Source organism: Sulfitobacter sp. GN1-4, assembly GCF_055693825.1.
Genome location: NZ_JBVFUQ010000003.1, coordinates 1,364,899 through 1,391,406 on the forward strand (window position 1 = coordinate 1,364,899; position 26,508 = coordinate 1,391,406).

26 protein-coding genes and 1 pseudogene are annotated in these 26,508 nt (G+C 60.3%); 15 read left to right on the plus strand and 12 right to left on the minus strand.

Features of this window, described 5'->3' with window-relative positions; genetic code table 11:
- Window positions 1-63: 63 nt before the first annotated feature.
- The 3 genes and pseudogenes from ACZ1HM_RS07170 to ACZ1HM_RS07180 form a co-directional block, all read right to left on the minus strand.
- The gene (locus ACZ1HM_RS07170) at window positions 64-771 is read right to left on the minus strand and encodes a hypothetical protein (protein WP_472742161.1); all 708 of its coding nucleotides are present in this window, start codon (window positions 769-771) and stop codon (window positions 64-66) included.
- A 73-nt stretch (window positions 772-844) separates the two neighbouring features.
- A pseudogene (gene serS, locus ACZ1HM_RS07175) lies at window positions 845-2,136 on the minus strand (serine--tRNA ligase).
- A 63-nt stretch (window positions 2,137-2,199) separates the two neighbouring features.
- Window positions 2,200-3,675 carry a pentapeptide repeat-containing protein gene (locus tag ACZ1HM_RS07180; protein ID WP_472742162.1) on the minus strand — a complete coding sequence of 492 codons (1,476 nt, stop codon included), beginning with the start codon at window positions 3,673-3,675 and terminating at the stop codon, window positions 2,200-2,202.
- A gap of 391 nt (window positions 3,676-4,066) precedes the next feature.
- Between ACZ1HM_RS07180 and yajC the strand changes: the two genes are divergently transcribed.
- The 10 genes from yajC to ACZ1HM_RS07230 all read left to right on the plus strand — a co-directional run bounded on the left by yajC (window position 4,067) and on the right by ACZ1HM_RS07230 (window position 10,887).
- Window positions 4,067-4,345 (plus strand): preprotein translocase subunit YajC, encoded by a 279-nt coding sequence (yajC, locus tag ACZ1HM_RS07185; RefSeq protein ID WP_472742163.1) that lies wholly within the window; start codon window positions 4,067-4,069, stop codon window positions 4,343-4,345.
- 30 nt (window positions 4,346-4,375) lie between these two features.
- Entirely contained in the window at window positions 4,376-6,025 is a 1,650-nt protein-coding gene (secD, locus tag ACZ1HM_RS07190) for a protein translocase subunit SecD (RefSeq protein ID WP_472742164.1), read from the plus strand.
- A gap of 3 nt (window positions 6,026-6,028) precedes the next feature.
- Window positions 6,029-6,997, plus strand: a complete 969-nt coding sequence (gene secF, locus ACZ1HM_RS07195) for a protein translocase subunit SecF (RefSeq protein WP_472742165.1) — start codon at window positions 6,029-6,031, stop codon at window positions 6,995-6,997.
- The gene (locus ACZ1HM_RS07200) at window positions 6,990-7,742 is read left to right on the plus strand and encodes a TSUP family transporter (protein ID WP_472742166.1); all 753 of its coding nucleotides are present in this window, start codon (window positions 6,990-6,992) and stop codon (window positions 7,740-7,742) included. The genes secF and ACZ1HM_RS07200 overlap by 8 nt, the downstream gene beginning before the upstream one ends.
- A gap of 4 nt (window positions 7,743-7,746) precedes the next feature.
- The gene (locus tag ACZ1HM_RS07205; protein WP_472742167.1) at window positions 7,747-8,100 is read left to right on the plus strand and encodes an Mth938-like domain-containing protein; all 354 of its coding nucleotides are present in this window, start codon (window positions 7,747-7,749) and stop codon (window positions 8,098-8,100) included.
- 9 nt (window positions 8,101-8,109) lie between these two features.
- Window positions 8,110-8,727, plus strand: a complete 618-nt coding sequence (gene ccmA, locus ACZ1HM_RS07210) for a heme ABC exporter ATP-binding protein CcmA (protein ID WP_472742168.1) — start codon at window positions 8,110-8,112, stop codon at window positions 8,725-8,727.
- Complete coding sequence (gene ccmB, locus ACZ1HM_RS07215; RefSeq protein ID WP_472742169.1) at window positions 8,724-9,380, plus strand: heme exporter protein CcmB; 657 nt, start codon at window positions 8,724-8,726, stop codon at window positions 9,378-9,380. Before ccmA ends, ccmB begins: the two co-directional genes overlap by 4 nt.
- A gap of 83 nt (window positions 9,381-9,463) precedes the next feature.
- Complete coding sequence (locus tag ACZ1HM_RS07220) at window positions 9,464-10,198, plus strand: heme ABC transporter permease (RefSeq protein ID WP_472742170.1); 735 nt, start codon at window positions 9,464-9,466, stop codon at window positions 10,196-10,198.
- A complete protein-coding gene (gene ccmD / locus ACZ1HM_RS07225) occupies window positions 10,195-10,353 on the plus strand; it encodes a heme exporter protein CcmD (RefSeq protein ID WP_472742171.1) in 159 nt (52 codons plus the stop codon). Before ACZ1HM_RS07220 ends, ccmD begins: the two co-directional genes overlap by 4 nt.
- Before the next feature lie 12 nt (window positions 10,354-10,365).
- Window positions 10,366-10,887 (plus strand): DsbE family thiol:disulfide interchange protein, encoded by a 522-nt coding sequence (locus ACZ1HM_RS07230; RefSeq protein WP_472742172.1) that lies wholly within the window; start codon window positions 10,366-10,368, stop codon window positions 10,885-10,887.
- 678 nt (window positions 10,888-11,565) lie between these two features.
- Here the strand turns inward: ACZ1HM_RS07230 and acnA are convergent.
- Complete coding sequence (acnA, locus tag ACZ1HM_RS07235; RefSeq protein ID WP_472742173.1) at window positions 11,566-14,268, minus strand: aconitate hydratase AcnA; 2,703 nt, start codon at window positions 14,266-14,268, stop codon at window positions 11,566-11,568.
- A 227-nt stretch (window positions 14,269-14,495) separates the two neighbouring features.
- On the opposite strand from acnA, the gene ACZ1HM_RS07240 reads away from it, so the two are divergent.
- Window positions 14,496-15,194: a DUF1223 domain-containing protein gene (locus ACZ1HM_RS07240; RefSeq protein ID WP_472742174.1), complete on the plus strand. Its 699-nt coding sequence runs from the start codon at window positions 14,496-14,498 to the stop codon at window positions 15,192-15,194.
- Window positions 15,195-15,231: 37 nt separating this feature from the next.
- Here ACZ1HM_RS07240 and ACZ1HM_RS07245 read toward each other — a convergent pair whose 3' ends face one another.
- The 5 genes from ACZ1HM_RS07245 to purB all read right to left on the minus strand — a co-directional run bounded on the left by ACZ1HM_RS07245 (window position 15,232) and on the right by purB (window position 19,807).
- Window positions 15,232-16,143, minus strand: coding sequence for a lysophospholipid acyltransferase family protein (locus tag ACZ1HM_RS07245; RefSeq protein WP_472742175.1), 912 nt, complete (start codon window positions 16,141-16,143; stop codon window positions 15,232-15,234).
- Between the two features lie 182 nt (window positions 16,144-16,325).
- Window positions 16,326-17,399 (minus strand): flagellar motor switch protein FliG, encoded by a 1,074-nt coding sequence (locus tag ACZ1HM_RS07250; RefSeq protein WP_472742176.1) that lies wholly within the window; start codon window positions 17,397-17,399, stop codon window positions 16,326-16,328.
- A 163-nt stretch (window positions 17,400-17,562) separates the two neighbouring features.
- Window positions 17,563-18,090, minus strand: a complete 528-nt coding sequence (locus ACZ1HM_RS07255) for a tetratricopeptide repeat protein (RefSeq protein WP_472742177.1) — start codon at window positions 18,088-18,090, stop codon at window positions 17,563-17,565.
- A gap of 138 nt (window positions 18,091-18,228) precedes the next feature.
- Window positions 18,229-18,390, minus strand: coding sequence for a hypothetical protein (locus ACZ1HM_RS07260; protein ID WP_472742178.1), 162 nt, complete (start codon window positions 18,388-18,390; stop codon window positions 18,229-18,231).
- 112 nt (window positions 18,391-18,502) lie between these two features.
- On the minus strand, window positions 18,503-19,807 hold the full coding sequence (gene purB, locus ACZ1HM_RS07265) for an adenylosuccinate lyase (RefSeq protein ID WP_472742179.1): 1,305 nt from the start codon (window positions 19,805-19,807) through the stop codon (window positions 18,503-18,505).
- An 84-nt stretch (window positions 19,808-19,891) separates the two neighbouring features.
- On the opposite strand from purB, the gene ACZ1HM_RS07270 reads away from it, so the two are divergent.
- Together ACZ1HM_RS07270 and ACZ1HM_RS07275 are read left to right on the plus strand one after the other, a co-directional pair.
- The gene (locus ACZ1HM_RS07270; RefSeq protein ID WP_472742180.1) at window positions 19,892-20,104 is read left to right on the plus strand and encodes a hypothetical protein; all 213 of its coding nucleotides are present in this window, start codon (window positions 19,892-19,894) and stop codon (window positions 20,102-20,104) included.
- Entirely contained in the window at window positions 20,094-20,237 is a 144-nt protein-coding gene (locus ACZ1HM_RS07275; RefSeq protein ID WP_472742181.1) for a hypothetical protein, read from the plus strand. Before ACZ1HM_RS07270 ends, ACZ1HM_RS07275 begins: the two co-directional genes overlap by 11 nt.
- A gap of 116 nt (window positions 20,238-20,353) precedes the next feature.
- On the opposite strand, the gene ACZ1HM_RS07280 is transcribed toward ACZ1HM_RS07275, so the two are convergent.
- A complete protein-coding gene (locus ACZ1HM_RS07280) occupies window positions 20,354-21,568 on the minus strand; it encodes a bifunctional alpha/beta hydrolase/OsmC family protein (protein ID WP_472742182.1) in 1,215 nt (404 codons plus the stop codon).
- 166 nt (window positions 21,569-21,734) lie between these two features.
- Here ACZ1HM_RS07280 and ACZ1HM_RS07285 point away from each other — a divergent pair, with 166 nt between their 5' ends.
- Both ACZ1HM_RS07285 and ACZ1HM_RS07290 read left to right on the plus strand, forming a co-directional pair.
- Entirely contained in the window at window positions 21,735-22,889 is a 1,155-nt protein-coding gene (locus tag ACZ1HM_RS07285; protein ID WP_472742183.1) for a trans-sulfuration enzyme family protein, read from the plus strand.
- A gap of 216 nt (window positions 22,890-23,105) precedes the next feature.
- Window positions 23,106-24,284, plus strand: coding sequence for an ammonium transporter (locus tag ACZ1HM_RS07290; RefSeq protein WP_472742184.1), 1,179 nt, complete (start codon window positions 23,106-23,108; stop codon window positions 24,282-24,284).
- A 183-nt stretch (window positions 24,285-24,467) separates the two neighbouring features.
- On the opposite strand, the gene dddP is transcribed toward ACZ1HM_RS07290, so the two are convergent.
- Entirely contained in the window at window positions 24,468-25,808 is a 1,341-nt protein-coding gene (dddP, locus tag ACZ1HM_RS07295; protein ID WP_472742185.1) for a dimethylsulfonioproprionate lyase DddP, read from the minus strand.
- 149 nt (window positions 25,809-25,957) lie between these two features.
- Entirely contained in the window at window positions 25,958-26,386 is a 429-nt protein-coding gene (locus ACZ1HM_RS07300; RefSeq protein ID WP_472742186.1) for a glyoxalase superfamily protein, read from the minus strand.
- Between the last annotated feature and the right edge of the window lie 122 nt (window positions 26,387-26,508).

Consider the following 26,508-nt stretch of genomic DNA (forward strand, 5'->3'; position numbering starts at 1 on the left):
GCAAAGCCTTTAAGGGCTTTGCCCCGACGTCTTGCAAGACGTCGGACCTGAGTTTTGAAAAACTCAGCCGCGAAACGCGCGCAGGGTGGGCAGGGCGATGATCACAGCACCGCCCGCTGCCACGTATGCCACGATCGGCGTGGTTTCGAGGTTCTGCACGACAACGCCCACCAGCGCCCAGATCACAGCGATCCCGTAGGTCGGCGTTCGCCTGAGGCTGCCTTGCACGAAGGCACCGATCAGCACCGCAAGCGCCACAAAAATCATCGCCGCCGTCACCTCATCCAGCCACCCATAGCCCGCAGCCAGCAGGCCCAGCGACACGCAAGACGCCCCCGACAGCCATCCGGCATAAAGCCCGACGGGCCAGGCGGCCCAGGTCTGATTTGCGACGGGGGCCACGATCAGCGCGGCCAGCGCGCTCAGCAGCATGGCCCAGATCAACACAGAGGCCCAGATCGGGCTGGCCACGGCCACGGCAAGCCAGATGGTGCCGATGGCAAGTGAGACGCAGAGCGGTTTGCGCATGTCGTGCCACTGCCCGTCGTTGGGCGCTTTGACCAGTCCCCAGCCCAGGCCCAGGATCAACCAGCCATAGATCACGCCCCAGATGGCAAAGGCATAGCCTGCGGGCTGCACAGGTGGATCTTCTTGCGGGATCGGGAATTGGTTGGGGTCAAACCCGTTGAAATCCTGCACCAGAAAGGGCGAGGCCGCAAAGGCCAGGCTTAGCAAGACAGACAAAGCTGCGATCAGTCGCCGTGCGGTCATTTGTCCCTCGCCCTTGGCAGTTGCTTTCCTGAAAAAGTTAACATGCTGAGGCGAAGGGTCAAATCAGGGTGTGTCAGGCCAGCTTACCATCCGCGCCCAGCGTGGTTTTCCCCCCAGGTAGGGGGCCAGAACGGGTGGCAATGTGACAGAGCCATCTGCCTGCTGTCCGTTCTCCAGCACCGCAATCAGGCACCGTCCCACGGCAAGGCCCGAGCCGTTAAGCGTGTGCACAAACTGCGGCTTGCCACCATCTGCTGGTTTGAACCGCGCGTTCATGCGGCGGGCCTGAAAATCACCGGTGGTGGAGACGGATGAGATCTCGCGGTAGGTGTTCTGCCCCGGCACCCAAGCCTCGATGTCATAGGTGCGCCGCGCGCCAAAGCCCATGTCACCGGTGCACAGGATCACCGTGCGGTAGGGGATGCCCAACCGCTCCAGCAGGTCTTCGGCACAGCGCAGCATGCGTTTTTGCTCCGCATCGCTGGTGTCGGGGTGGGTGATGGAGACCATCTCCACCTTTTCGAACTGGTGTTGGCGCAGCATGCCTGCCGTGTCGCGGCCCGCACTGCCCGCCTCAGAGCGGAAGCAGAGCGTATGCGCGGTGTAGCGGCGCGGCAGATAGCTTTCTTCAAGCACGTGACCGGCGGGGATATAGCTTAGCGGCACCTCGGAGGTGGGCACCAGCCACATGCCTTCGCGGGTCTGATAGCTTTCTTCGCCAAACTTGGGCAATTTATCGGTGCCGTACATGGCGTCATCGGTCACCAGCACCGGCGGATTGACCTCAGTCAGGTCATTTTCGTCCACATGGGTGTCGATCATAAACTGCGCCAAGGCGCGGTGAATGCGCGCCACACCGCCAGAGAGCAGGACAAAGCGGCTGCCTGATATCTTGGCGGCGGTTTCAAAGTCCATGCCTTTGGCCACGCCGGTGATCTCAAAATGCTCTTTCGGGGCGAAGTCAAAGGTGGGCGGCGTGCCCCAGCGGCTGACCTCAACATTGTCGTCCTCATCCGCGCCATCTGGCACGTCTTCGGCAGGGCTGTTGGGGATGCGGGCCAGCATATCGGTTAGCTGCGCATCAAGCGCGTTGGCCTCTGTGCGCATGGCCGCGACTTCTTCTTTCTTCTCGCCCACCAGCGCGCGCAGGCGTTCAAATTCGGCCTCATCACCTTTGGCTTTGGCGGCACCCACTTCCTTGGAGGCCTTGTTTTGCTCGGCCTGGGCGTTCTCAGCCGCGGCGATCTTGGCGCGGCGCGCTTCATCAAGGGACAGGATTTCAGACGACAATGCGGCCTCACCCCGGCGCGCGAGGGCGGCGTCAAGGGCTGCGGGGTTTTCGCGGATGGCGCGGATGTCGTGCATGGGTCCAGTCCTTTGGCTGAGTCGTCTCGCGCGGGTTATGCCGGATTGTGCGGCGGAGGGCTACTAGGGGTTTTCGGGGTCTTGGCCGATGGAACGCTGAAAGGCGCGGTGGGCGGCGCGGAAGTTCTCGTAGCTGTCGTATGTTTTGGTGAAGCGGTCGGGAATGTCGATGCCTTCGGGGAAGGTGACCGTGGCGTCGCCAAAGAGGGTGTCGAGGAGGTCGGAGATTGCGGGATAGTTGGTGAAGTCAATGTTTCGGAAGGAAGCGCCTCGGACATTGGCATAAGTGAGGGCTGTTATGTGGTTGAACTCTGCCGAAGAGATGTCAGCGCCTTGCAATTCCGCAAGGGTGAAATCTGCGCCCATCAATTTCGTTCGTTGAAGGTATGCTCCCTGCAGATTTGCAAAGGAAAGATCCGACTTCTGCAACTCTGTTCCCCGAAGGTAGCTGCCTTGCAACTCGCAGGCCCCCAGATCCCCGTAATGCAGCCTGGCCTCTGTCAGGTTTGCTCCTTGCAGCTGCGCCCCTCCCAGGTTGGCCCGATTCAATTGTGCCGTTTGAAGGTTGGCCCCCTGTAACTCTGCCCTTGGCAGTTCTGCGTCGTCCAACTTCGCGTCTGTGAGATCAGCCCCTTGCAACTTTGCCCTCGTGAGATTTGCGCCCTCAAGCATCACACCTGGCAGCCGCGCCCCTTGCATGTTGATCTCCGACAGATCAGGCAACCGAGGCGCACCTTCCTTCCAAGGCTCACGCGGCAGTTTGCTCAGCGCCAGAACCGCGTTTTCCATGTCTGACCGGGGGCGAGGCAAGCCCTGTGCCCAATCTCGCAACTCAGCGGGGCTGAGCCCTTTTTCCGGCTCCTCTGGCGGAAACTCCCGCGTCAATTCGCGCAGATAGACGGTGAGCAGTTGATAGATCCGGGGGCGCAGGGCGGCGCGCTCCTCTGCCAGACCGCGCAGGGCGTCGATGGCACCGTTGCGGCGGGTCACGTCATCCTCCCACCCGTTGGCGGCATGTTTCTGACCCTTGGCGTCCTCGAACCACGCGGTCACCTGCCGTTGCGCATAAAGATCAGCCACAGCGGCGTTCATCTTGTCGTTAAAGAGTGCCTCTTCGGCGGTTTGGTTTTGCGCACGGGTCAGCAGGATGCGGATGACGGTGAAAGGCAGCGCGGTGAGGGCGGCCAATACGGACGTGAGGGCCACCAGCTTGGTCAGGGCAAAGCGGAAGGTGGTTTGCGCCGCTGCATCCCCGGGCAGGCCGGTGTCAAAGATCAACAGGATCTGACCAACAAGGCCGTAGCCCGTGACGCAGATCAGCACGGCCCAGAGGGCTGCCAAACCCGCCAGAGCCAGCAGCCCCAGAAAAAAGACCCCGCCGTTGAGCCAGCTCAGACCCAGCCGCTCTTTCAGCGCCTCAACAGGCGGCACTTTGCCGGTGTAGGGCGAGAGCGGGACCATCGCGACCAGCACGCAGGTGAGCGCAAAGCCCGCGAAAGCCAGCCATGTCACCGGTATCTCTATGCTGCCCCAGGTCATGATCACCCCTTGGTTGTTCGTCCGGGCAGACTACCCGTTGGGCCAGTGCCGTCCAGTGGTTTGGTGTGGCGGTCGCGCGGGCAGGCCGGGCAGGGGCAGGCCTTGGGCAGGCGCTTCCAATGGTCTGGGGTTGGCAGTTTATTTCTCCGCGCAAGTGATGCCTCATTATTGTGGCGCTGAGTTCAGCCAAAGGGCCAGACCAGGGGAAGGTCTGGCGCTGCCCGGCGGCTGCGTAGCAGCCCTGATCCCGGGCAGGACACCATTTGAGCAGGCGATGCCCAGACAAAGCCTACCTTTCCACCTTGCGCCCATGCCCCCCGCGCATAGGTTCTGCCAAACGTCAAATCCGGGCCGCACACACGCCCGTCTTCACCAAAAAAGGACCTTGCCCATGGGCGGTATTGAACAGTTTATCCCCCTCATTCTGATCTTTGCGATCATGTATTTCCTGCTGATCCGTCCGCAGCAGAAAAAGGTGAAAGAGCATCAAGCCATGGTCAACGCCCTGCGCCGGGGTGATCAGGTGGTCACGCAGGGCGGTGTGATTGGCAAAGTGGTCAAGGTCAAAGACGACGGTGAGCTTGAGGTGGAAATCGCCGATGGCGTCAAGATCCGGGTGATCCAGTCCACCATCGCGACCGTTGTGTCCAAGACCGAACCTGCAAAGTAAGCGCAGCGACCCACAAAAGAGAGGGCACCGATGCTCCAGATTGATCTTTGGAAGCGTATCGTTATTGCGCTGACCTGTGCGGCTGGCCTGTGGCTGGCGCTGCCCAACGCCTTCTACGGGCCGGTTGAGCAGCACAATGATGCACTCAAGGCGATCGAGGTGTCGGGGGCCACACCTGAGCTGGAAGCGCAGCGCGCGCTTTGGCCTGAGTGGATGCCGTCGGGGCTGGTGAACCTTGGGCTCGATCTGCGCGGTGGTGCGCATTTGCTGGCCGAGGTCCGGGTTGAGGATGTCTATGCCTCCCGGATGGAGGCGCAATGGCCCGAGGTGCGCGATGCCCTGCGCAGCCTGACGCCGGTCCGCCGCCAGCAATCGGATGAGGATGAGCTGCGTGTGCGGCTGAATGATCCCGAACTGATGCCAGATGCCCTTGAGATTGTGCGCGGCCTGGCGCGGCCCATCCCCACGCTAAGCGGCGTTGGCGCCAACGACATTGATGTGCGGGGCGAGGCGGGCATTTTGATCGTCACCCTGTCAGAGGCTGAACAGCAGGCGACGAATGAGCGCACGATGCAGCAGTCGCTTGAGATCATCCGCCGCCGTATCGACGAAGTGGGCACGCGTGAGCCCACGATCCAGCGCCAAGGCGCCGACCGCATTTTGATCCAGGTGCCCGGCGTGGGCTCAGCCGCTGAGCTGAAAGAGATCATCGGCACCACGGCGCAACTGACGTTTAATCCCGTGGTCAGCCGCGGGTCAGATGAGAACGCCAACCCCGGCATTGGCAACAAACTGGTGCCCTCCATTGATGAGCCGGGTGCATTCTATGTGATTGAAGCCGCTCCCGTGGTCACCGGCGAAGAGCTGGTGGATGCCCAACCCAGCTTTGACCAAAACGGTCGGCCTGCGGTAAACTTCCGGTTCAACACCTCTGGCGCGCGCAAGTTCGGAGATTACACGGCCGAAAACATCGGCGCGCCTTTTGCCATTGTGCTGGATGACGAGGTGATCAGCGCCCCCACCATCCAAAGCCACATTCCAGGCGGATCGGGCATCATCACGGGCAACTTTGACGTGGAATCCTCCACCAATCTCGCGATCCTGCTGCGTGCAGGTGCTTTGCCTGCAGGGCTCGATTTCCTGGAAGAACGCACCATTGGCCCCGAGCTGGGCCAGGACAGCATTGATGCCGGTAAAGTCGCCACGATTGTGGCCTTTGTCGCGGTGCTGTTTTTCATGTTCATGAGCTACGGGATGTTTGGGATTTTTGCCAACATCGCGTTGATCATCAACGTCGGGATGATCTTTGGTCTGCTCAGCCTTGTAGGGGCCACGCTGACCTTGCCCGGTATTGCGGGCATCGTTCTGACGGTGGGCATGGCGGTGGACGCCAACGTGCTGATCTTTGAGCGTATCCGAGAAGAGCTGAAGACGGCCAAAGGGCCTGCGCGGGCGATCTCGCTTGGCTATGAAAAGGCGCTGAGCGCCATCATCGACGCCAACATCACCACGTTGATTACGGCTGTGATCCTCTTTGTGATGGGCTCAGGCCCGGTGCGCGGTTTTGCGATCACCTTGGGCTTTGGCATTATCACCTCCGTCTTCACGGCGATTTTTGTCACCCGCCTAATGGTGATCATCTGGTTTGAACGGGCGCGGCCCAAAACGGTTGAGGTCTGATCCATGCGTTTGCGACTGTTCAAAGAAGCGCCGAATTTCGATTTCTTCAGCCGCTGGAAGCTGTGGCTGGGCATCTCTGGTCTGATGATGGTCATTGCCATGGTCTCTTTCATGTTGCAGGGGCTGAATTACGGCATCGACTTCCGGGGCGGCACCACGGTGCGGACAGAAAGCCCGCTGGTGGTGGATGTGGCAGAGTACCGCGCGGCGCTGGATGTGCTGGAGCTTGGCGATATCTCCATTACCGAAGTGTTTGATCCGTCTTTCCGTGCCGACCAAAACGTCGCGATGATCCGCATTCAGGCACAAGACGGCCAAGAGGCGGTGACGGTCGAAACCATTGAGGCGGTGCAAGAGGCGCTGCGCACGGTGCGGCCCGATATCAAGTTTGTCTCGGTTGAATCCGTGGGTCCGAAAGTATCGGGCGAACTGATCCAAACCGCCGCCATCGCGGTGATCTTGGCCATCGGGGCGGTGTTGATCTACATCTGGTTGCGGTTCGAATGGCAGTTTGCGGTGGGTGCTGTTCTGGCGCTGGTGCATGACGTGATATTGACCATCGGCGTGTTCTCAGAGCTGCAGATCAAGTTTGACCTGGCCATCATCGCGGCCCTGCTGACCATCGTGGGCTATTCGTTGAACGACACGGTTGTGGTGTTTGACCGGGTCCGTGAAAACCTGCGCAAATACAAAAAGCGTGACCTGAAAGAGGTGCTGAACCTCTCCATCAACGAAACGATGGCCCGCACGTTCATGACCTCGGCCACAACGCTGTTGGCGTTGATCGCGCTTTTCATTCTGGGCGGCGACGTAATCCGAGGCTTCGTTTTTGCGATGATCTGGGGCGTGATTGTGGGCACCTATTCGTCCATCTTCGTGGCCAGCGCCGTGCTGCTCTATCTGGGTGTGAAGCGCGATTGGTCCAAGCCTGACGCGAATGCCGGGAACCAATACGCCAACATAGATGCCTGAGGCGCTGAACGCGCTTCTGGCGACAGAAGGTCTGATTTGGCTGTGTGTGGCCTATCTGGTGGCAGGCGTGGTGCGCGGGTTTACCGGCTTTGGCACGGCGCTGATTGTTGTGCCGGTGGCTGGTATTTTTCTGACGCCCCCTGAAATTGTCATGATGGTGGGCATTTCGGGCATATTCTCAAACCTGTTGTTGGTCCCGCGCGCCTGGCGCGAAGGGGACCGGGCCGAGGTTGGGATATTGTCACTGGCCGCGGTGATCGGTGTGCCCATCGGTGTGGCAGCCATTGCGGTTGTGGACAGCTTAACGGTGCGCTGGGTGGTTGCGGGCGTGGCCACGGTGACCTTGCTGGCCGTGGTCTCTGGCTGGCAATGGCGCGGACGGCTGGGGGTGCTGGGGCTGGGAACGGTGGGCTTTGCGGCGGGCACTGTGGGCGGGTTGACGGCGTTGACCGGGCCGATTGCCTTGATGTTCTATCTGGCCAACGCGCGCAAAGCGGAAGCGGTGCGGGCCAATATGATCTTGTTTCTGGCCGCGTTGGATCTGTTGTTGGTGCTCAACATTCTGCTCACCCAAAGCGTCAGCTGGAACGTCTTGTGGTTGGGGGTCTGTGTTTCCATCCCCTATCTGATGTCGATCACGTTGGGCCAGGCGCTGTTTGATCCCAGCCGCGAACGGCTTTACCGTAGCACGGCCTATCTGGTTGTTTTGGGCGCGGTCCTGACCGGTCTGCCGCTGTGGGAGTAGTGCGATGCGCTTGAACGAAATTGAATTCAACGATGCCCAACCGGTCGAAGGCTACGGCCCCGGTTTTTTCCGCATTGGCGGTGAGGTGATTGAAGGCCCTGTGATCACCGGGCCTAACGGCACGCAGTCGTGGGGCGGATTTGAGGATCTGGAGGCTCTGCTGGCGTTCAAGGGGGGCATTGATGTGCTGTTTGTGGGCACCGGCGCGGATGTCGCCCATTTGCCGGATGCCTTGCTGGACGCGTTGCAAGACGCGGAGATCGGGGTGGAGGCCATGGCCTCGCCCGCTGCATGCCGGACATATAATGTGCTGTTGAGCGAAGGCCGGCGCATCGCGCTGGCGATGATCCCGGTCTAGCGCCCGCAGATGACGTTATCTGTTGAAAACCTCACCTTAGCGCGCGGCGGTGTGCCGGTGCTTTCAGGCGTGGGATTTCAGCTGTCACCGGGCAAAGCGCTGGTGCTGCGCGGCCCCAATGGCGCGGGCAAGACAACCTTGCTGCGCACCCTTGCCGGATTGCAGCCGCCGCTTGGCGGCACCATCAACGGTGCGGATGGGACCATCGCCTATGCCGGGCATGCGGATGGTTTGAAGGCCATGCTGACGGTGGCCGAGAACCTGCACTTCTGGGCTGAGGTCTTTGGCGGCGGCCAAATTGATGCGGCACTGGATGCCTATGCGCTGCACCCGCTTAAGGACCGGTTGGCAGGCACGCTGTCGGCGGGTCAAAAGCGGCGGTTGGGGCTGGCGCGTCTGGTTGTGACGGGCGCGCCGATCTGGGTTCTGGACGAACCCACCGTGTCGCTGGATACCGATGCCGTGGCGATGTTCGCCCGTGCGGTGCAGGCGCATCTGGCAGGCGGCGGATCTGCGCTGATCGCCACCCATATTGATCTGGGGCTGACCGCAGATGTGCTCGACATCACGCCCTTTCGCGCCAAACCCTCAGACCGCGCTGGTGCCAGTGATGAGGCCTTTTTATGATCGCGCTCTTGCTCAGAGATCTGCGCCTGGCGTTCCGCGCAGGCGGTGGCTTTGGGCTGGGTCTGGCATTCTTTTTGATCGTGACCGTGCTGGTGCCCTTCAGCGTTGGGCCGTCACCGCAGCTGTTATCGTCGATTGCGCCCGGGGTGCTGTGGCTGGGCGCGCTATTGGCCTGTCTGCTGTCGCTCGACCGGTTATTGGCGCTGGATTATGAGGACGGATCGCTGGATCTGTTGCTGACCGCACCATTGCCCCTGGAAGGGGCCGTGACGGTCAAGGCGGCGGCCCATTGGCTGACAACGGGCCTGCCATTGGTGCTGGTGGCCCCTGTGCTGGGGGTGTTGTTGAACCTCGCACCTGAGGGCTACCTGTGGCTAGTGGCCTCCCTCGCGTTGGGCACGCCTGCGCTGTCGGTAATCGGCACCTTTGGGGCGGCCCTGACCGTGGGCATCAAACGCGGTGGGTTGCTGTTGTCGCTGCTGGTTCTGCCGCTCTACGTGCCCACGTTGATCTTTGGCGCAGAGGCCGCGCGCCGGGGCGCGGTCGGTCTGGATCCCAGTACGCCGCTTCTGATGCTTGCGGGCATCAGCCTGGGCACCATCGCGCTGATGCCCTTTGCCAGCGCGGCTGTCCTCAGACGCGGGATGCAGTAGGGGGACAAAATGTCCGATAAACAAAAGCGTGCAGCGGCACGATCCCCATTGAGGACCCAGGCAGGGGAGACTAAATAACGTCTATGTCTTTGTGGTCCTACGCCAATCCGGTCAAATTTCTGGCCCTCAGCACCAAGGTGCAGCCGTTCTTTTGGGCGGCATCCGCGCTGTGCGTCGTGGTGGGGCTGGTCTGGGGGTTCTTCGGCACGCCCGATGATTTCCGCCAGGGCTCAACCGTCAAGATCATCTACCTGCATGTGCCCTCTGCGCTGATGGCGATCAACGCGTGGTTCATGATGCTGATTGCCTCGCTCATCTGGTTGGTGCGCCGTCACCATGTCAGCGCGCTTGCCGCTAAGGCCGCCGCCCCTGTTGGGCTGGTGATGACGCTCATCGCGCTCTTTACCGGGGCGATCTGGGGGCAGCCGATGTGGGGCACCTGGTGGGCCTGGGATCCGCGACTGACCTCCTTTCTGATCCTGTTCCTGTTCTATCTGGGCTACATCGCCCTGTGGGAAGCCATCGAAGACCCCGACACCGCAGCGGATCTGACATCCATTCTCTGTCTGGTGGGCTCGGTCTTTGCCGTCCTGTCGCGCTATGCCGTGCAATTCTGGAACCAGGGTCTGCATCAAGGCACCTCGATCCCAGTGGCCACGGGCGAAAGATCGGTGGCGGATGTTTTTTGGTATCCCTTGCTGATCTGCATGATCGGGTTCGGGCTGTTGTTCATCGCACTGGTGCTCTACCGCACGGGCACCGAGATCCGGCTGCGCCGCGCGCAAGCGCTGCGGGTGCGGATGGAGCGGACGCTATGATGCCCGATCTTGGCAAATACGCGGTTGAGGTGCTGTCGGCCTATGCCGCGTCCCTGGCCCTGCTGGCGGCCCTGGTGCTGCTGACCCTGCGCAAAGGCCGCGCGGCGCGTGCCGCGTTGGAAGAAGTAGAGCAGGAGGGCAAGGGCGATGCCTAAATTCTCCCCCTGATGTTGGCCCCGCCGTTGATCTTTGCAGGTTTTGTGGCTTTGGCTGCGGTTGGTATGTTCCGCGATGATCCCGACAGCCTGCCCTCCACATTTGTGGGCCAACAAGCCCCGGCGCTGGCCACAGAGGCGCTTCAAGGCTTCCCTGTGGCCACCCAAGAGATGCTGCGCACGGGCGAGGTAACGTTGGTGAACTTCTGGGCCAGTTGGTGCCCACCCTGCCGCGCCGAACACCCTAAGCTGTTGGAATGGGCGGCCGAAGGCCTGCCGATTGTCGGCGTTAACATGCGCGACACCCAAGCCAACGCCAGCACATATCTGACCGAGGACGAAAACCCCTTTGTCGGTGTGAGCTTTGACCCGATGGGGCGCACCTCAATCGACTGGGGCGTTACCGCGCCGCCAGAGACCTTCATCGTGGCAGGCGACGGCACCGTGCTCTACCGCTTTGCCGGCCCCCTGGTGGGCAGCGCGCTGGAGCAGCGGTTTTTGCCAGAGTTGGAAAAGGCCCTGGCGGCTGAGTAGCCAGGTGGGGCTGGTTGGGCGGTGTAGTTTGGACCGCTGACCGGAGATGGGCTGACGGCGCAGAAGGGGTGTGTGGGACGCACCGCTGGGCTTTGGCGGTTGCGGTGCGCCTAAGTTGACCAATGCCTACAGCATGCGTCAGACCGTTGGCATTCGAAAAAGTGTGCCGTGTTGATGAAATTAAAGCATCCAAAAAAAATATCTTTGGCGCATCCGGAACGGGCTCAACGACACTGGGGCAAGGTGTTTCCTTGGTATTGGACTTGGAGCACGTCGATACGGATGACCACTATTGGACTCCTATTGACCCACCGTTTTCCGTGTAGAACTCGCCTGAACAACGCCTCTGCTTGATGAAAGACGCCCTGGGAAATGAGGGCTGGGTTTTGTCTGGAGCCTGTTACGAGTTGGGCAGAGACCTAGTTGATCAGGCTGACCTAATTGTATTCACAATGCTTGCCACGCCCCTTCGTTAGGTGCCCTTTCGTGAACGGCAGCAAAGCCCGCATCGCAGCCGTCCCCCACACGAAACCTCACTATCAAGCCGAACGGTCCTGATACCGATCATCACCGGCCTTTACGCAAGGCCAGCACAATGAAGCCTCTCCCCCAACAAACCCCAACAAAAAAGCCCCCGCCGCATTCGGCGAGGGCCACTTTCATCCAGCAACCGCCAGGTTACTCAGCCGCGATGGCCCCTGTGCCTGCCAGGTCGCGCAGCACGTAGTGCAGCACGCCGCCGTGTTCGATGTATTCGATCTCAATCGCGGTATCGATCCGGCATTTCAGCATGATGTTCTTCACAGACCCATCCGTCATCGTGATCGCGCAAGGCACCTCTTGCAGCGGCTGGATCGTGTCCAGGCCAGAGATGGAGACCGTCTCATCCCCGGTCAGGCCCAGAGATTTGCGGCTGTCGCCTCCTGTGAACTCAAAGGGGATCACGCCCATGCCAACGAGGTTGGAGCGGTGGATGCGCTCAAAGCTTTCGGCGATCACGGCCTTTACGCCCAACAGCGCCGTGCCTTTGGCCGCCCAGTCCCGTGAAGAGCCTGCGCCATATTGCTCACCGCCAAAGATTACCAGCGGGGTGCCGGCCTCTTGATAGGCCATCGCCGCGTCAAAGATTGAGGTCTGCGCGCCGTCGGGGCCTTTGGTATAGCCGCCTTCGACGCCGTCCAGCATCTCGTTCTTGATGCGGATGTTGGCGAAGGTGCCGCGCATCATGATCTCGTGGTTACCACGGCGCGAGCCGTAAGAGTTGAACTCACGCGGGGCGACCTGACGCTCTGTCAGGTACTGACCGGCGGGTGTGGTTTCTTTGAAAGACCCCGCAGGTGAGATGTGGTCCGTGGTGATCATGTCACCCAAAAGCGCCAGAACACGCGCGCCCTCGATGTTGGTGATCACACCCGGCTCAGAGGACATGCCCTGGAAGTAGGGCGGGTTCTGCACATAGGTGGAGGTGGGCGGCCAGTCATAGGTTTTCTGGTCCGTCGTCTCAACGCTTTGCCACTTTTCGTCGCCTTTAAAGACGTCGGCGTATTTGGTCTGGAACGCTTCGCGCGTGACGGTTTGTTCAACCAATTCAGCGACTTCCTGCGTCGTGGGCCAGATGTCTTTGAGGTAGACGTCTTTGCCCTCAGGTGTCTGGGCAATCGGGTCGGTGGCCAGGTTGATGTCCATCGTGCCCGCCAGCGCATAGGCCACCACCAGCGGGGGCGAGGCCAGATAGTTGGCGCGCACATCGGGGCTGATCCGGCCTTCGAAGTTGCGGTTGCCCGACAGCACTGAGGTCGCAACCAGATCGCCTTCGGCAATCGCCTTGCTGATCTCGGGCTGCAGGGGGCCGGAGTTGCCGATGCAGGTGGTGCAGCCATAGCCCACCAGGTTAAAGCCGATCTTGTCCAGATCGTCCTGTAGCTCTGCCGCCTCCAGATAGGCACTGACCACCTGAGAGCCGGGGGCCAGAGATGTCTTGACCCATGGCTTGCGGTTCAGGCCCAGGGCGGCGGCTTTGCGCGCCACAAGGCCCGCGCCGATCATCACATAGGGATTGGAGGTGTTGGTGCAGGAGGTGATCGAGGCGATCACAACCTTGCCACTGTCCAGCGTATAATCTTCGCCCTCAACCGCGACCTGCTTGCCCATGGGGCGCTTGAAAGTGTCCGCCATTTCCTTGGCAAAGGCGGATTTTGCATCCGTCAGCGCCACGAAATCCTGGGGCCGCTTAGGACCAGAGATCGCAGGCACGATGGTGCCCATGTCCAGCGTCAGCGTATCTGTATAGACCGGCGCATAGTCATCGCCGCGCCACATGCCGTTTTCCTTGGCATAGGCTTCGACCAGCGCGATGCGGTCCTCGTCCCGGCCTGTGGTGCGCAGATAGCGCAGCGTTTCGCCGTCAATGGGGAAGAAGCCACAGGTGGCACCATATTCAGGCGCCATGTTCGCGATTGTCGCCCGGTCCGCCAACGGCAGCGTGTTCAGACCCGCACCGTAGAATTCGACGAATTTGCCGACCACGCCTTTTTCGCGCAGCATCTCAACCACTTTGAGCACCAGATCGGTGCCGGTGGTGCCTTCCATCATCTCGCCTGTCAGCTCAAAGCCGATGACCTCGGGGATCAGCATGGAAATGGGCTGACCCAGCATCGCGGCTTCCGCCTCAATGCCGCCGACGCCCCAGCCCAGCACGGCCATGCCGTTGACCATGGTGGTGTGGCTGTCTGTGCCCACCAGCGTGTCAGGATAGGCCACTTCTACGCCGTTCTGATCCTTATCGGTCCAGACGGTCTGGGCCAGATATTCCAGGTTCACCTGGTGGCAGATGCCGGTGCCGGGGGGAACCACGCGGAAGTTGTCAAAGGCGGTCTGACCCCACTTAAGGAAGGTATACCGCTCCATGTTGCGTTCATATTCGCGGTCCACGTTCATCTGAAAGGCACGCGGGTTGCCGAATTCGTCAATCATCACAGAGTGGTCGATGACCAGATCCACAGGGCTGAGCGGGTTGATCTTTTCCGCGTCACCGCCCAGGCCAACGATCCCGTCGCGCATCGCGGCCAGGTCCACCACGGCGGGCACGCCAGTGAAATCCTGCATCAGCACGCGGGCCGGGCGATAGGCAATCTCGCGCGGGTTCTGGCCGCCTTTGGCACCCCATTCCGCGAAGGCTTTGATGTCGTCCACGGTGACGGTCTTGCCGTCCTCAAACCGCAGCATGTTTTCCAAAACGACCTTGAGGGCCGCGGGCAATTTGGAGAAATCGCCCAGGCCTGCCTCTTGGGCGGCGGGGATGGAGTAATAGGCGATGGTCTTGTCGCCTGCGGTGAGTGTTTTGCGGGTTTTGGCTGTGTCTTGACCGACGATGACTGTCATGGGGTCCCTCCGGGGTCTGATGGCTACCGTGTCTTGGCGCTTCAATGCCACCGACAAGGGTGCGGATCAACCGCTATCCACGGCGTTTGGGAACTTTTTGTATACCATGGTGTACAAAACACGCAGAATTCGACATTTCTGACAGAAGTCTCAAGAAACCTTGATTGGTTATTTCACGGCGCAAGGGCTAAAACGAGGTTTGTCACACCCTCTGCCATTGGAATCACATGAGACACGCAGCCTTCGCTTTCTTGACCGCCCTGATCGGGTTCGCAGCACCTGCGTTTGCTCAGGACAACCCGGTGGTGGTGGAGCTTTATACCTCACAAGGCTGTTCCAGCTGTCCGCCCGCCGACAAGATCCTGCAGGAATTGGCCGGGCGGGAAGATGTTATCGCGCTGGCGTTGCATGTGGATTACTGGGATTACATCGGCTGGGAAGACCCTTTTGGCAATTCGGCCCATGCCGACCGTCAGCGCGCCTATGCCGCCGTTGGCAACCGGCGCACGATCTATACGCCTGAGATGGTTGTGGGCGGTGTGACAGACATCGTCGGGGCCAAGCCGATGGCCCTGTCCAAGGCCATTGCAGAACATGCCAAGCAAACGCCTACGGTCGCACTCAACCTCGCGCGGTCCGGCGATCGCCTGACGATCTCGGCATCCGCGCTTGACGCGTTGGAGGGGTCAATGACCATCCACATGCTGCGCTACACCCCCAGCCAAACGACCAAGATCAAGCGCGGAGAGAACCGGGGCAAGACGCTGGATTATGCCAATATTGTAGAAGGTTGGACCGTTTTGGGCACCTGGGACGGAAAAGCCCCGCTTGAAATGACCGCCCAGATGACCGGCGACAAGCCTGCGGTGGTTATCGTGCAGCAAGATACCGTTGGGCCCATTCTGGCAGCCGCACGCCTCAAATAACCTGACCCGCGCACCGCGCCCAAGCCAGCTGGCGCGATCAATCCAGCTCATCCCCGCGCCAACGGCGGTGCACCCAGAACCATTGCTCAGGTGCCGCTGTGATCCGCGCGGCCAGACTGTCATTCAGCGCCTGCGTCATGCTGAGAGGATCATCATGGGGCACCGGGGCCTCCAGCACGCAGTCAAAGCTCAAACCATCTGGCTGACGAATGCCATAAAACGGGATCAGCAGCGCGTCATAGCGCAGCGCCAGTTCAGCGGCTGAGACGGCAGTGCGCGCCGGGGCCCCCAGAAAATCCAGCACCGGGGCGGCATAAACATGCTGGTCAAAAAGCAGCACCAACTGCCCGCCTGATCTAAGGTGACGCACAAAACCCGCCGTGCCCTTGCGGCCCTGAGGAAAGACCGGGCCGCCAAAGGCTTCCATCGTTTTGACGTAATGGGCGTTGAAATACTGGTTCTTCATGTCGCGGTAGAGGCCGCCGATGTCATAGCCCTGTGCGACTAGCGCTGCGCGCATCGCCTCGTAGTTGCCAAAGTGGCCGGTAACCAGAATGACAGGCCTGTCAGCGGCAACCGCTTCTTCCAGCGCAGACAGGCCCGGGCCTTGCGGCTTGTTGCTGGCCATGCGTTTTGGAAAATCGCGGGCAGAGTAGTTTTCGATAAAGGTGCGGCCCACGTTGTTCAGGCAACGCTGCGCAATTTCGGCGCGCCGCGCCTCTGGCATATCCGGCCAAATCAGGTGCAGGTTATGCAGTGCACGTTTGCGGTAGCCCGCAACCGGACCAATAACGCGTTGGACCAACCATCCGACAAAGCGCACGCGCAGCCCGTAGGGCAGGGCAAGCGCCAGCCGAATGACCCCAACAATCAGCAGATTGATGACAAAGTCTGCACGTTTCCGGGATGGGGTTTCGTGAGCGTGATCTGACGTATCGGGCTCTGACATTCTGGCCGTGCGGTAAGGAAAACTCCGCCAGACATAGCCCGCCGCTTCACAGGCAACAAGTCAGCTTATGCGCGCCGGGTTTGCGCACTGGTGGGGTACGGGCCACTTCATCCAGGGTCTTGCGTGCAACCGGTTGAAATCTTTGACCTTAGCCAGCGGCATGCCCAGGAAGACTACACTGTTCAGTCCGCATCCACTTCATCATCCAGCACCAGCAAAAGATCGCCAGAGGCTTCCATCTGGCGGATGGTCTGGACCACACCTGTCATGGCCTCTTCTGCATCTGCGGGTTTCACTTTGCCCAACCCTTCGATTTCTTCGCGCAATTGGTCGGCCATGCGGGCGGACATGTTTTCAAGGATAAAGTCGCGGCTTTCGGCAAATCCCGCCGCTTCGGCCCCGGCAAGGGCGGTGACCAGCTGGACCTGGTCGACATCGCGCAGGATGCGCGGGATGTCGCGCGGGGCGATCCGTGCCGCGATGTTGCCAAAGGTGAAGATGGCGCGCCGCACTGCTTCGGCAAAGCCTTGATCGGTTTCATCCAGCCCCGCCAGCACATCATCGCGCGTCGCAGCTTTGGAGAAATTCAGGATCGCGCCCACACGCTCCACCGGGCCGCTGTCAAAGGCGGTCTGGGGTTGCGCATCCAACCGGCTGGCCAGCGATAACCCGATGTGATCAACCGCCTCCGGGGTGACCGCCTCCGTCAGCGAAACGGTATAGGTGATTTGCCGCGCACGGGGGCCGGGCAGGCGGCTGAGCAATTCCGCAGACAGGGCCACCGGCAATTTGGAAAGCATCACGGCGCAAATCTCAGTGCTTTCAGCCTCAAGCACGGGCAAGAGCGCATCGGGCCCCAATTCCCGCAGACGTTTCCATGGATCGCCATATTGGCGCACGCCCGCTTCCTGGCGCAGGCGTTTGGCAGTGAGCGGGCTGATCTTGCCCTCCAGCGTGTCGAGCGCGCCGCCAATGCCTTCAGGAAAGGAGAGCCCGACATCTGACAGCTCTTGCACAAATTCATCGACAACCGCAGCCAGGGTGGTTTTATCAATGCGCCGCAGGCTTCCCATTTGTTGGGTCAGGGCGACCTGCAGGGCATCGGGCAAGGTTTCAAGCGACAGATCCGCCCCTTCATTGATCAGGACGCGCACAATGATCGCCGCCTTCGCACGGCGGTCGATAGACAAAGAAGGGCCGCCCCCTGATATCTCAGGAAGCGGCGGCAAGCCGTTTATCGGCACCATTTCGTTCATTGGCGAGGCCCCCTTGCTGCAAGCGAAACAAAAGCGACCTGTGATGCGTCATGTCACGCAACCCGTTGAAATCTATGATTTCAGGCCGGGTTGCATGCGCCAGGTGGTTGCATGTCTGCTCTGGTAAGGGTTTATCCCGCCAAGGGATGAAGAAAGGCTGAAATCAGTAGTTGAAAGTACGCCCTGTCGCGATTGCAGTGCGCAGCGACGCCTCAGCCCAAGTGCCAGCACCGCCATGGGCGCGGATCTCTTTCAACTGTGCGATGGCTTCGCTGACCAACCCTTGCTCAACCATGCCCTGCGCCATGTAGGATCGTGCCAACACGTTAGCAGGGTTCACGCGCAGCGCTTCTTGGTAATAGCCCATCGCCAGATCCAGGTTGCCCTGCTTGCGGTTGGTAAAGCCCAAGTAGGTCAGCGTGCGGTCATCCTGCTGCGGCATCATCGACAAGACGACCTGCGCCTCATCATAGCGGCCCGCATAGGCAAGCTGGCGCACGTTGTCATAAAGACCGTCCACATCCAGGTTGCTGTCCTGTGCGGCGACGCATTTCTTGGTCTTCTTGTCATAGACCAGACCGGTTTCGCATTTCGGCTTGGAAGGCGCTTTTTCTTCACCGCCGCCTGCCGCGAATGCGGTTGTCGCAGCGAAAGGAAGGGTCAAGGCGGCCGCCAGAATTGTGACTTTCATTTTAATAACTCCTCAAAGGGCGCAGATGCGTGTTGCGTTGATTGTAGGAGGTAAACACGTGAAGTCCCCATGATATTCAGTCACGCTTGCGTGAGTGTTTGTCACCGGCTTCACCGACCGCCGCCAAGAGATGCCTGATTAGGTTGTCACCGGCAGGCAGCTGTGTGTTGTGCTGTCATATTGGGTGCCTTCGGCGCAAGACATCGCTTGCTGTTCTTTGCTGTGATTGCAGCCCATCGCCAGGCTGAGTGTGGGAAGGGTTGTCAGCGCCAATGCGATGGCAAGGGTCTTGATCTTCATGGTCCGTCTCCTTTTGCTCAATGGCCTAAAGGTACACGGCCTGCGCAACATTTCAAATCATTCGCGCAGGTGTGCGACAGTTTGTGTCTACATCTGTCTGGTTTTTGAGCGGTCAGTCGCCGAAAACACGGGTGAAAATCGTATCGACATGTTTGGTGTGATAGCCCAGATCGAACTTTTCCTCGATCTCAGCCTCACTGAGGGCGGCCAGGACATCCTGATCGCCAAGCAGTTCGGTTTTGAAATCCTTGCCCTCTTCCCAGACCTTCATCGCATTGCGCTGCACCAGCTTATAGGCGTCTTCGCGGCTGACGCCCGCTTGCGTGAGGGCCAGAAGAACCCGCTGGGACATGACCAGTCCGCGGAATTTGTTCATATTGGCCAGCATGTTGTCGGGGTAGATCACCAGTTTGTCGATGACGGATGTCAGACGCGACAGCGCGAAATCCAGCGTCACGGTGGTGTCCGGCCCGATGTTACGCTCAACCGAGGAGTGGGAGATGTCACGCTCATGCCAGAGGGCCACGTTTTCCATCGCGGGCACCACCGCCATGCGGACAAGACGCGCAAGGCCCGTGAGGTTCTCGGTCAACACTGGATTGCGTTTGTGCGGCATCGCGGATGAGCCTTTTTGGCCGGCGGAGAAGAATTCTTCTGCCTCCAACACTTCGGTGCGCTGCATATGGCGCACTTCGGTGGCGATGTTTTCAATGGAGGATCCGATCACACCCAGGGTCGCGAAAAAGGCCGCATGACGGTCGCGGGGGATGACTTGGGTTGAGATGGGCTCAGGTTTCAGGCCCAGCTTGGCGCAGACATGCTCTTCGATCTGCGGATCGATATTGGCAAATGTCCCGACCGCCCCAGAAATCGCGCCTGTGGCGATCTCATCGCGGGCGGTGCGCAGGCGGGTCAGGTTGCGGTCCATCTCAGCGTAGAAACGCGCGAAGGTCAGGCCCATGGTGGTGGGCTCTGCATGAATGCCGTGAGAGCGGCCGATGCGCACGGTCATCTTATGCTCCAACGCGCGGCGTTTGAGGGCAGCCAGCAAACCTTCCACATCGGCGATCAGAATGTCAGCCGCTCGGGTCAGTTGGACGTTGAAACAGGTATCGAGCACATCCGAGCTGGTCATGCCCTGGTGCACAAAACGCGCCTCTTCAGAGCCCACGTGTTCGGCCAGATGGGTCAGAAAAGCGATGACATCATGTTTGGTAACCGCTTCGATTTCATCAATGCGGGCCACGTCAAATTCAACATCCTTTGCCTTCCAAACAGCATCGGCGTTTTCGCGCGGGATCACGCCAAGATCGGCCATGGCGTCACAGGCGTGGGCCTCAATCTCGTACCAAATGCGGAACTTGGTCTCGGGCGACCAGATGGCGACCATATCGGGACGAGAGTAGCGGGGGATCATCTGAGCACACCTTTTTGTGACTGTTGGGACGTTCCCGCGCGGCATAGACTGACGGGCGGTGAAGAACAAGTCGGGAGGTCCGGGATGAAGCGCTTGAGCATGGTGTTGTGCATGATGGCGGCCCCATTTGCAGCCGTCGCAGAGGAATGGCGGGTGCTTACTGGCCCCGAGATTGCCGATGTTCTGACGGGCAAGGTGCTGCGGTATGACAACGGTTGGCAGGATTTTCGCGCCTCTGGCCGGACGCTCTATCATGTGGGGCGCGATTCCTCGGGGATATTGGGGGGTGCGCGGTGATCAATATTGCAGCATGTGGCCGCCCTCAGATCTTTGGGCGTGCTACGGTATGGCCCAGGCCGGCGACCGGCTGCAGTTTCTGGGTGAGGCGGGTGATGTGACCGAAGGCGTTTTGGACGGTGAGGTTGACTAGAAGGGTGAGGGATTTGAGTTTCTTATAGGGGGCTCTGCCCCACCGGCCCTGAGGGCCGGCCCCCGGAGGTGTATTTGGAAAGATGAAGCGGGGCAGCAGCGTTTCGGGGTCTGATCCTAGGGGAGGAGTTCGGTAAGGACCTCCGAGGAGCGTTCCAGCGTGCGGTGGACGGGGCATTTGTCCGCGATCTCCAGCAGGCGTTGGCGTTGGGCGGCGTCCAGGTCCCCTTCCAGTTTGATGCGGCGGCGCCAGGTGTCGATTTTGTCGCCGCTGCCGGTTTCGGCGTCTTGGGCGTGGACTTTGTCGTGACAGACATCGACGCTGACATGGGTAAGCGGCCAGCCTTTGCGCCGCGCGTACATGCGGATCGTCATGGAGGTACAAGCCCCAAGGCCTGCGGACAGAAAGCCGTAGGGTGACATGCCTTTGTTCGTGCCGCCATAAGCCAGCGGTTCATCGGCCAGCGTATGATGATTTGGGCCAGCGTTGACGTCTTGCAGCAAACCTGCGGGGTCCGCTTCGTCCACGCGCACGATGCCTTCCGGCGCGCCAGGCGGCGGGGCAGGGGGCGAGAGCGTGAGATACCGTGTGGCCCAGGTTGCGATGACATCAGCGGCATATTCGGCGTCCGCGGCACGGGTGATCAGGTGATCGGCATCATCCAGTGTCACAAAGCTTTTGGGGTGTTTGGCGGCCAGAAAGATCTGGCTGGCGTTGTCGATGCTGACGATATCATCCAGCGGCGCATGCAGCACCAACAGGGCTGCGTTGAGCCTGCTGATGGCTGGCGTCAACTCGCCTGCGGCGACGTCTTCGATAAAGGATTTGCCGATCTTGAAGGGGCGTCCGCCCAGTGACACCTCAGCCACACCTTTTGAGATGATCTGGGGCAGGGCATCGGCAAAGTTGTGGGTCACATGTTCCGGATCAAAGGGGGCACCCAGGGTGGCAACGGCCTTGATCTGCGCCAGGTCAGAGGCGGCTTTCAACACCGCAGCCCCGCCCAGCGAATGCCCGATCATGAGCGCGGGCGGCAGGCCTTCGCCGTTAAGATAAGCGCAGGCGGCTTTGAGATCGTCCACGTTGGAGGTGAAGGAGGTATTGGCAAATTCGCCCTCAGAATGGCCCAGGCCAGTGAAGTCAAACCGCAACACCGCGATGCCCATGCCCGCCAGCCGGGCCGCGATGCGGCGGGCGGCGGGGATGTCTTTGCCGCAGGTAAAACAATGCGCAAAGAGCGCTGTGGCCAGATGCGGGCTATCTGGCAGATCAAGGCGGGCGGCCAGCGTATCGCCGTTGTGGCCGGGGAAGGTGATGCGTTTGGTGGGCATGGGGGACTTTCAGTGGCTGCCCCCCTAGGGTGGGGCTGCAAGGGTCTGGGCGCAAGGTCTGTGACACCGGGTTCACGCGGGCGTGACGCTTTGGGCGCGGTTGTGATGCGATTGCGTCATCCGGCTGTGGGCGCTAGCAGGGGAGGAACCAAGCAAAAGGTGTCTCATGGCCAAAACACTGCCCGAAAACCTCTCTCCTGCCACGCGCGCCGCTCAAGCGGCTGGGGCCACGGATGAAAGCACCGGGGGCGTGGTGCCTGCGGTGCATATGGCCACGACATTCGCGCGCAACGAAGCCTATGAGCCGCTGCAGGGCGAAAACACCTATCTGCGCTATCACAATGAAAACGTGCGGGTGGCTGAGGCGGTGATCTCTTCGCTTGAGGGGGCGGCGCAGAGTTTGCTGTTTCCATCCGGCATGGCGGCGGTTGCGGCGGTCTTTCGCGCTGTGCCCAGTGGTGCCAGTGTCGTGGTGCAAAGCCAGATCTATTGGGGAACCACCACCTGGATCCGAAATTTCTGTGCCCGGCGTGGCATTACTTTGGCTGAGGTGGACGCCTCTGACCCTGTGGCGCTGAAGGAGGCCTGCGGGGCGCACCAGCCCGCGCTTGTTTGGATTGAGACACCGTCCAACCCCTGGCTGCGGGTCACCGACATTGCCCAAGCCGCTGAGATGGCCCATGCGGTTGGCGCGCTTTTGGTGGTGGACAGCACCGCTGCCTCCCCCGCGCTAAGCCAGCCATTGGGGTTTGGCGCGGACATCGTGATGCATTCAGCCACCAAGGGGATGAACGGGCATTCCGATGTGCTGGCGGGCAGCCTGTCGGTGGCCAACCCTGACCTGCCCGCCTGGCAGGCTATTGCCGAGGACCGCAACACAGCAGGCGCAGTGCTGGGCCCGATGGAGGCCTGGCTTTTGACGCGGTCTTTGCGCACTCTGCCGCTGAGGATGCGGGAAATGTCAAAGAACGCGCTGCATTTGGCACAATTCTTGTCCGATCATCCGCGGGTGAGCCGTGTGCTCTATCCCGGTCTGCCGGAGCACCCCCAGCATGACATCGCGCGCGCCCAGATGACAGGGGGCTTTGGCGGGCTTTTGTCTTTCGTGGTGGAGGGCGGCAAGGAGGCGGCGCTTCTGGCCGCCGGTCGGATGCAGCTTTTTCACCGGGCAACCTCGCTTGGGGGGGTGGAAAGCCTGGTGGAGCATCGCCATACGATTGAGCCGCACACAGGCATCCCGGAAGGGCTGTTGCGGCTTTCAATTGGGATTGAGGATGCGGGCGATCTGGAAGCCGACTTGGCGCAGGCCCTAGGGCAATAGGGCGGGCGGGGTTTGGCGGTAGGGTGCTGCGCGTGGCCCCAAGATAGTTACAAACTTCAACCTAAAGTCGTGCGTCGCGCCACGCGAGTTTGCGGTCATTCCCCAGAAATAGAGTTTTCTGTGGATAAGTCACAACTTCTAGGCGGTGCGCCTATATTTTGACCAGTTTACAAACTACCATACCCCATGTTGATGCTTTTAATGGGGGATTGAGCAGTGAATCAGGCAGATACAGCTTGGGTTTTGGTGGCGACGGCCTTGGTGTTCTTTATGACGATACCGGGGCTCACGCTGTTTTATGGCGGCATGGTGCGGGCGCGGAATGTGGTGAACATGTTCATGCAATGCTACGCGATTGCCTGTTTGATGATCGTTTTGTGGTTTGTGGCGGGCTACGCGATCGCATTTGGGGATGCAGGCCCGTTTTGGGGCGGGCTGGACAAGCTCATGCTGAACGGCGTGACATTGGAAAGCCTGACAGGCAGCATACCGGAACTGCTGTTCTTCGCGTTCCAGATGACCTTTGCGGTGATCACGCCGGTTATTATCGTCGGGGCCTGTGCCGAACGGGTGAAGTTCAGCTTTATCCTTTTGTTCTCAGGGCTTTGGATGCTGCTGGTCTATGCGCCGGTGGTGCATTGGATCTGGGGCGGCGGCATGCTGTCTGATGGCGGTATCTTTGGCGCTCAGGGTGTGCGCGATTACGCAGGCGGGCTGGTCGTGCACCAAACAGCGGGCATAGCTGCGCTGATCCTGGCGATTGTGATCGGGCCGCGGATTGACCGCACGACCCAGCCGCACAGTCCGGGTCTGGTGATGATCGGGGCCGCGATCCTTTGGGTGGGCTGGTTGGGCTTTAACGGCGGCACCGCATTGTCCGCAGGCCCGGCTGCTGCGATGGCCGTCACCGTCACTATTATCAGTGCCGCCACGGCTTCGCTGTCCTGGCTGGCCTGGGAATACATCAAGTTTGGCAAGTTCACTCTTGTAGGGCTGGTCACGGGCACTCTGGCCGGTCTGGCGGCGATCACGCCAGCGGCAGGCTATGTGGGTCCGGGCTATGCGATGATGATCGGGGCCATTGCCGGGATGATGTGCCAAGAGGTCGTTTATTTCCTGCGCGATCGTTTGGGCATTGACGATTCACTGGATGTCTTTGCCGTGCACGGTGCGGGCGGGATCTATGGCTCACTTATGATCGCGCCTTTGGGGGTGACCAGCTGGCAGGCGCAATTGGGCGGCATTGGCATCGTGGGGGCCTACACCGCTGTCATAACGCTGATCCTGATTTACTTCTGCAAAGGTGTGGTCGGCATCCGGGTGACTGCGGAGGTTGAAGCCGCCGGGCTCGACCGGTCGTTGCATGGGCAAGACGCCTATGAGCTGGCCAGATAGGCCGGCTCAGTAAAGGACGACCACAGGTGCCGCACTTTGGTGCGGTGCCGGGTCGCCAACGATAGTGAAATTGCGACGCGAAACATCACGCAACCCGTTGAAATAATTGACTTAAGCTTGGGTTGTGTAACCTAAAGCGACACAAAAGTGCTGACCCTATCTACGCAGGCAATGGGCCGCTTTTCAGCGGCCCATGAGCGCGTCATCAAAAGGATAGGTGGTCAGGTTCTCAAACCCGTCCTCGGTCACCAGCACCTGATCTTCCAGCTTGATGGAGAAATCTCCACCCTCGGGCTGCACAAGCACCTCAACACACAGCACCATGCCCGCCTCCAGCGGATAGTCATAGGCCCCTTCCACGAACTTGTCAGGATAGGCCACCAACGGCCATTCATCGCACAGGCCCACGCCGTGCATCAGACAGCCGTATTTGCCTTTCTGATAGATCGGATCCAGCACATGGGTGCCCTTGGTCAGCTCGGGGATCATCACCCCGGGTTTGAGCATTTGCATGTTCGTCTGGATGTGTTCGACCCCGTGTTGCATGGCATAAACCATATCGGCGCGCGGCTTGTCCGGGCCAATCCACCAGGTGCGCGAGATATCGACACAAATGCCGTAGCTGCCCACAAGATCGGTATCAAAGGCAATGATTTCATTGGGTTGCGTGATCCGCCCACCACATTCCTGAAACCACGGATTGGTGCGGGGGCCAGAGGTCAGCAGACGGGTTTCGATCCATTCGCCGCCGCGTTTGATGTTCTCAGCATGCAGCACCGCCCAGATGTCATCCTCTGACGTCTGACCCAAGGGCACGTTTTCGCGGGCGAAATCTTCCATTTTGCGGACAGCACTTTCACAGGCGTGAGAGGCACAGCGCATGGCCAGAATTTCATCGGGACCTTTGACAGACCGGCTCTTTTCGGTGACCTCTTCGCCGTCCATCACCTCAAACCCCTGCGCCTCAAGCGCGCGCAGCCCGTGCATCATGATCTTGTCCACCGCCAGGCGTTTGTTGCCGCCGCCGTGTTCCTGGATCAATTCGCGGATTTCATTGGAAAGCTTGTCCGCAGCCACGTCGATTTTGTCGCCCCGGTCAAAGTAAAACAGATCCGCACCAGAGCGTTGTTCGCGCACCAGCGGGTTAAACTCGCTTAAGAAAGGCGAATTCTTGTAGTCCCAGATCACCATGTAGCCATCTGCGCACAGCAGCACGGCGCGGAATGGATTGTGCGTGTTCCACAGCTGCATGTTGGTGCTGTCGGTGGCATAGCGGATGTTGAGCGGGTCAAACATCAACAGCCCGCCGTAATCCCGTTCGACGATGTGACGGGTCAGGCGTTCCCAGCGATACTGCCGCATGGCGGGCAGGTTGGGCAGGGTCAGCCCGGCGGCCTCCCATTCTGCAAAGGCAAGCGGGGTGGGGCCGATCTCAATACGGTCTGAATCGTTTGGCGTCCCGTCCGGCAGGGTGGTGCCAAAGCGGGGATCAATCTTGCGGACTTGGCTGTAGTGCTGGTTCATTCTGGCACCTCGGGCTGTTGTTTTTCACAGCTTGCCGATTTTTTGGGCACCTGAATGTGGTAAACCGACCATCTGAGATGTCGTTTTTTGTCAGCCCCTCCCTGCGGCGGGAGGGGCCTTTGTGCACGTGAGGCCTTAGGTGGTTTGGCCTAATGCGGCAGGTCCAGAACCATATGGGGCTGGCCATCTGACGTCTTCTGAGGAGAGACGCCTTTGCCACTGACTGTGGTCATCACTTGCTTTCTGAACGCTGAGAAATGCTCAGATGTGACCACGTCAATGGCCTCATCAAAGCGAATCGTCAGCGACCAATAGCCGTTGGCACTTAGCCGCGCGGCCTTAATCACACCGGTAAAGGCATGACCCAGATAGCGCCCGGTGACCCGCTCACCCGGGGTCCACCCGGTATGGCTGGCCTTGGCCTGAGCCGACAATGTGTTCCAGTCGCGTGCGCCCCATTGGTGCGCAATCGCCTCCAAAGCGGCGGCGTGGCTGATGTCTTGCCCACGCGATGCCAGATCAGTGCGCAGGCGTTTTGCTTGTGTCTTCAACACGTCGCGGGAAGGGATGGTATTCATATCAAACACTCCTGCTCGCAAAAGTGACGAAGGGGGTCCGCGTTGCCCTTAGGTCAGCGAGACCGAAGGTGTGTTTATGTTCAGGACTTCACCAAAGTGCGGACGGCAGGGGCCTGACCCTG

Excerpts from the sequence above, each read along its gene's own strand:
- ACZ1HM_RS07170 (WP_472742161.1), bottom strand. The coding sequence starts at position 771 with ATGACCGCACGGCGACTGATCGCAGCTTTGTCTGTCTTGCTAAGCCTG.
- ACZ1HM_RS07180 (WP_472742162.1), bottom strand. The coding sequence starts at position 3,675 with ATGACCTGGGGCAGCATAGAGATACCGGTGACATGGCTGGCTTTCGCG.
- yajC (WP_472742163.1), top strand. The coding sequence starts at position 4,067 with ATGGGCGGTATTGAACAGTTTATCCCCCTCATTCTGATCTTTGCGATC.
- secD (WP_472742164.1), top strand. The coding sequence starts at position 4,376 with ATGCTCCAGATTGATCTTTGGAAGCGTATCGTTATTGCGCTGACCTGT.
- secF (WP_472742165.1), top strand. The coding sequence starts at position 6,029 with ATGCGTTTGCGACTGTTCAAAGAAGCGCCGAATTTCGATTTCTTCAGC.
- ACZ1HM_RS07200 (WP_472742166.1), top strand. The coding sequence starts at position 6,990 with ATGCCTGAGGCGCTGAACGCGCTTCTGGCGACAGAAGGTCTGATTTGG.
- ACZ1HM_RS07205 (WP_472742167.1), top strand. The coding sequence starts at position 7,747 with ATGCGCTTGAACGAAATTGAATTCAACGATGCCCAACCGGTCGAAGGC.
- ccmA (WP_472742168.1), top strand. The coding sequence starts at position 8,110 with ATGACGTTATCTGTTGAAAACCTCACCTTAGCGCGCGGCGGTGTGCCG.
- ccmB (WP_472742169.1), top strand. The coding sequence starts at position 8,724 with ATGATCGCGCTCTTGCTCAGAGATCTGCGCCTGGCGTTCCGCGCAGGC.
- ACZ1HM_RS07220 (WP_472742170.1), top strand. The coding sequence starts at position 9,464 with ATGTCTTTGTGGTCCTACGCCAATCCGGTCAAATTTCTGGCCCTCAGC.
- ccmD (WP_472742171.1), top strand. The coding sequence starts at position 10,195 with ATGATGCCCGATCTTGGCAAATACGCGGTTGAGGTGCTGTCGGCCTAT.
- ACZ1HM_RS07230 (WP_472742172.1), top strand. The coding sequence starts at position 10,366 with ATGTTGGCCCCGCCGTTGATCTTTGCAGGTTTTGTGGCTTTGGCTGCG.
- acnA (WP_472742173.1), bottom strand. The coding sequence starts at position 14,268 with ATGACAGTCATCGTCGGTCAAGACACAGCCAAAACCCGCAAAACACTC.
- ACZ1HM_RS07240 (WP_472742174.1), top strand. The coding sequence starts at position 14,496 with ATGAGACACGCAGCCTTCGCTTTCTTGACCGCCCTGATCGGGTTCGCA.
- ACZ1HM_RS07245 (WP_472742175.1), bottom strand. The coding sequence starts at position 16,143 with ATGTCAGAGCCCGATACGTCAGATCACGCTCACGAAACCCCATCCCGG.
- ACZ1HM_RS07250 (WP_472742176.1), bottom strand. The coding sequence starts at position 17,399 with ATGAACGAAATGGTGCCGATAAACGGCTTGCCGCCGCTTCCTGAGATA.
- ACZ1HM_RS07255 (WP_472742177.1), bottom strand. The coding sequence starts at position 18,090 with ATGAAAGTCACAATTCTGGCGGCCGCCTTGACCCTTCCTTTCGCTGCG.
- ACZ1HM_RS07260 (WP_472742178.1), bottom strand. The coding sequence starts at position 18,390 with ATGAAGATCAAGACCCTTGCCATCGCATTGGCGCTGACAACCCTTCCC.
- purB (WP_472742179.1), bottom strand. The coding sequence starts at position 19,807 with ATGATCCCCCGCTACTCTCGTCCCGATATGGTCGCCATCTGGTCGCCC.
- ACZ1HM_RS07270 (WP_472742180.1), top strand. The coding sequence starts at position 19,892 with ATGAAGCGCTTGAGCATGGTGTTGTGCATGATGGCGGCCCCATTTGCA.
- ACZ1HM_RS07280 (WP_472742182.1), bottom strand. The coding sequence starts at position 21,568 with ATGCCCACCAAACGCATCACCTTCCCCGGCCACAACGGCGATACGCTG.
- ACZ1HM_RS07285 (WP_472742183.1), top strand. The coding sequence starts at position 21,735 with ATGGCCAAAACACTGCCCGAAAACCTCTCTCCTGCCACGCGCGCCGCT.
- dddP (WP_472742185.1), bottom strand. The coding sequence starts at position 25,808 with ATGAACCAGCACTACAGCCAAGTCCGCAAGATTGATCCCCGCTTTGGC.
- ACZ1HM_RS07300 (WP_472742186.1), bottom strand. The coding sequence starts at position 26,386 with ATGAATACCATCCCTTCCCGCGACGTGTTGAAGACACAAGCAAAACGC.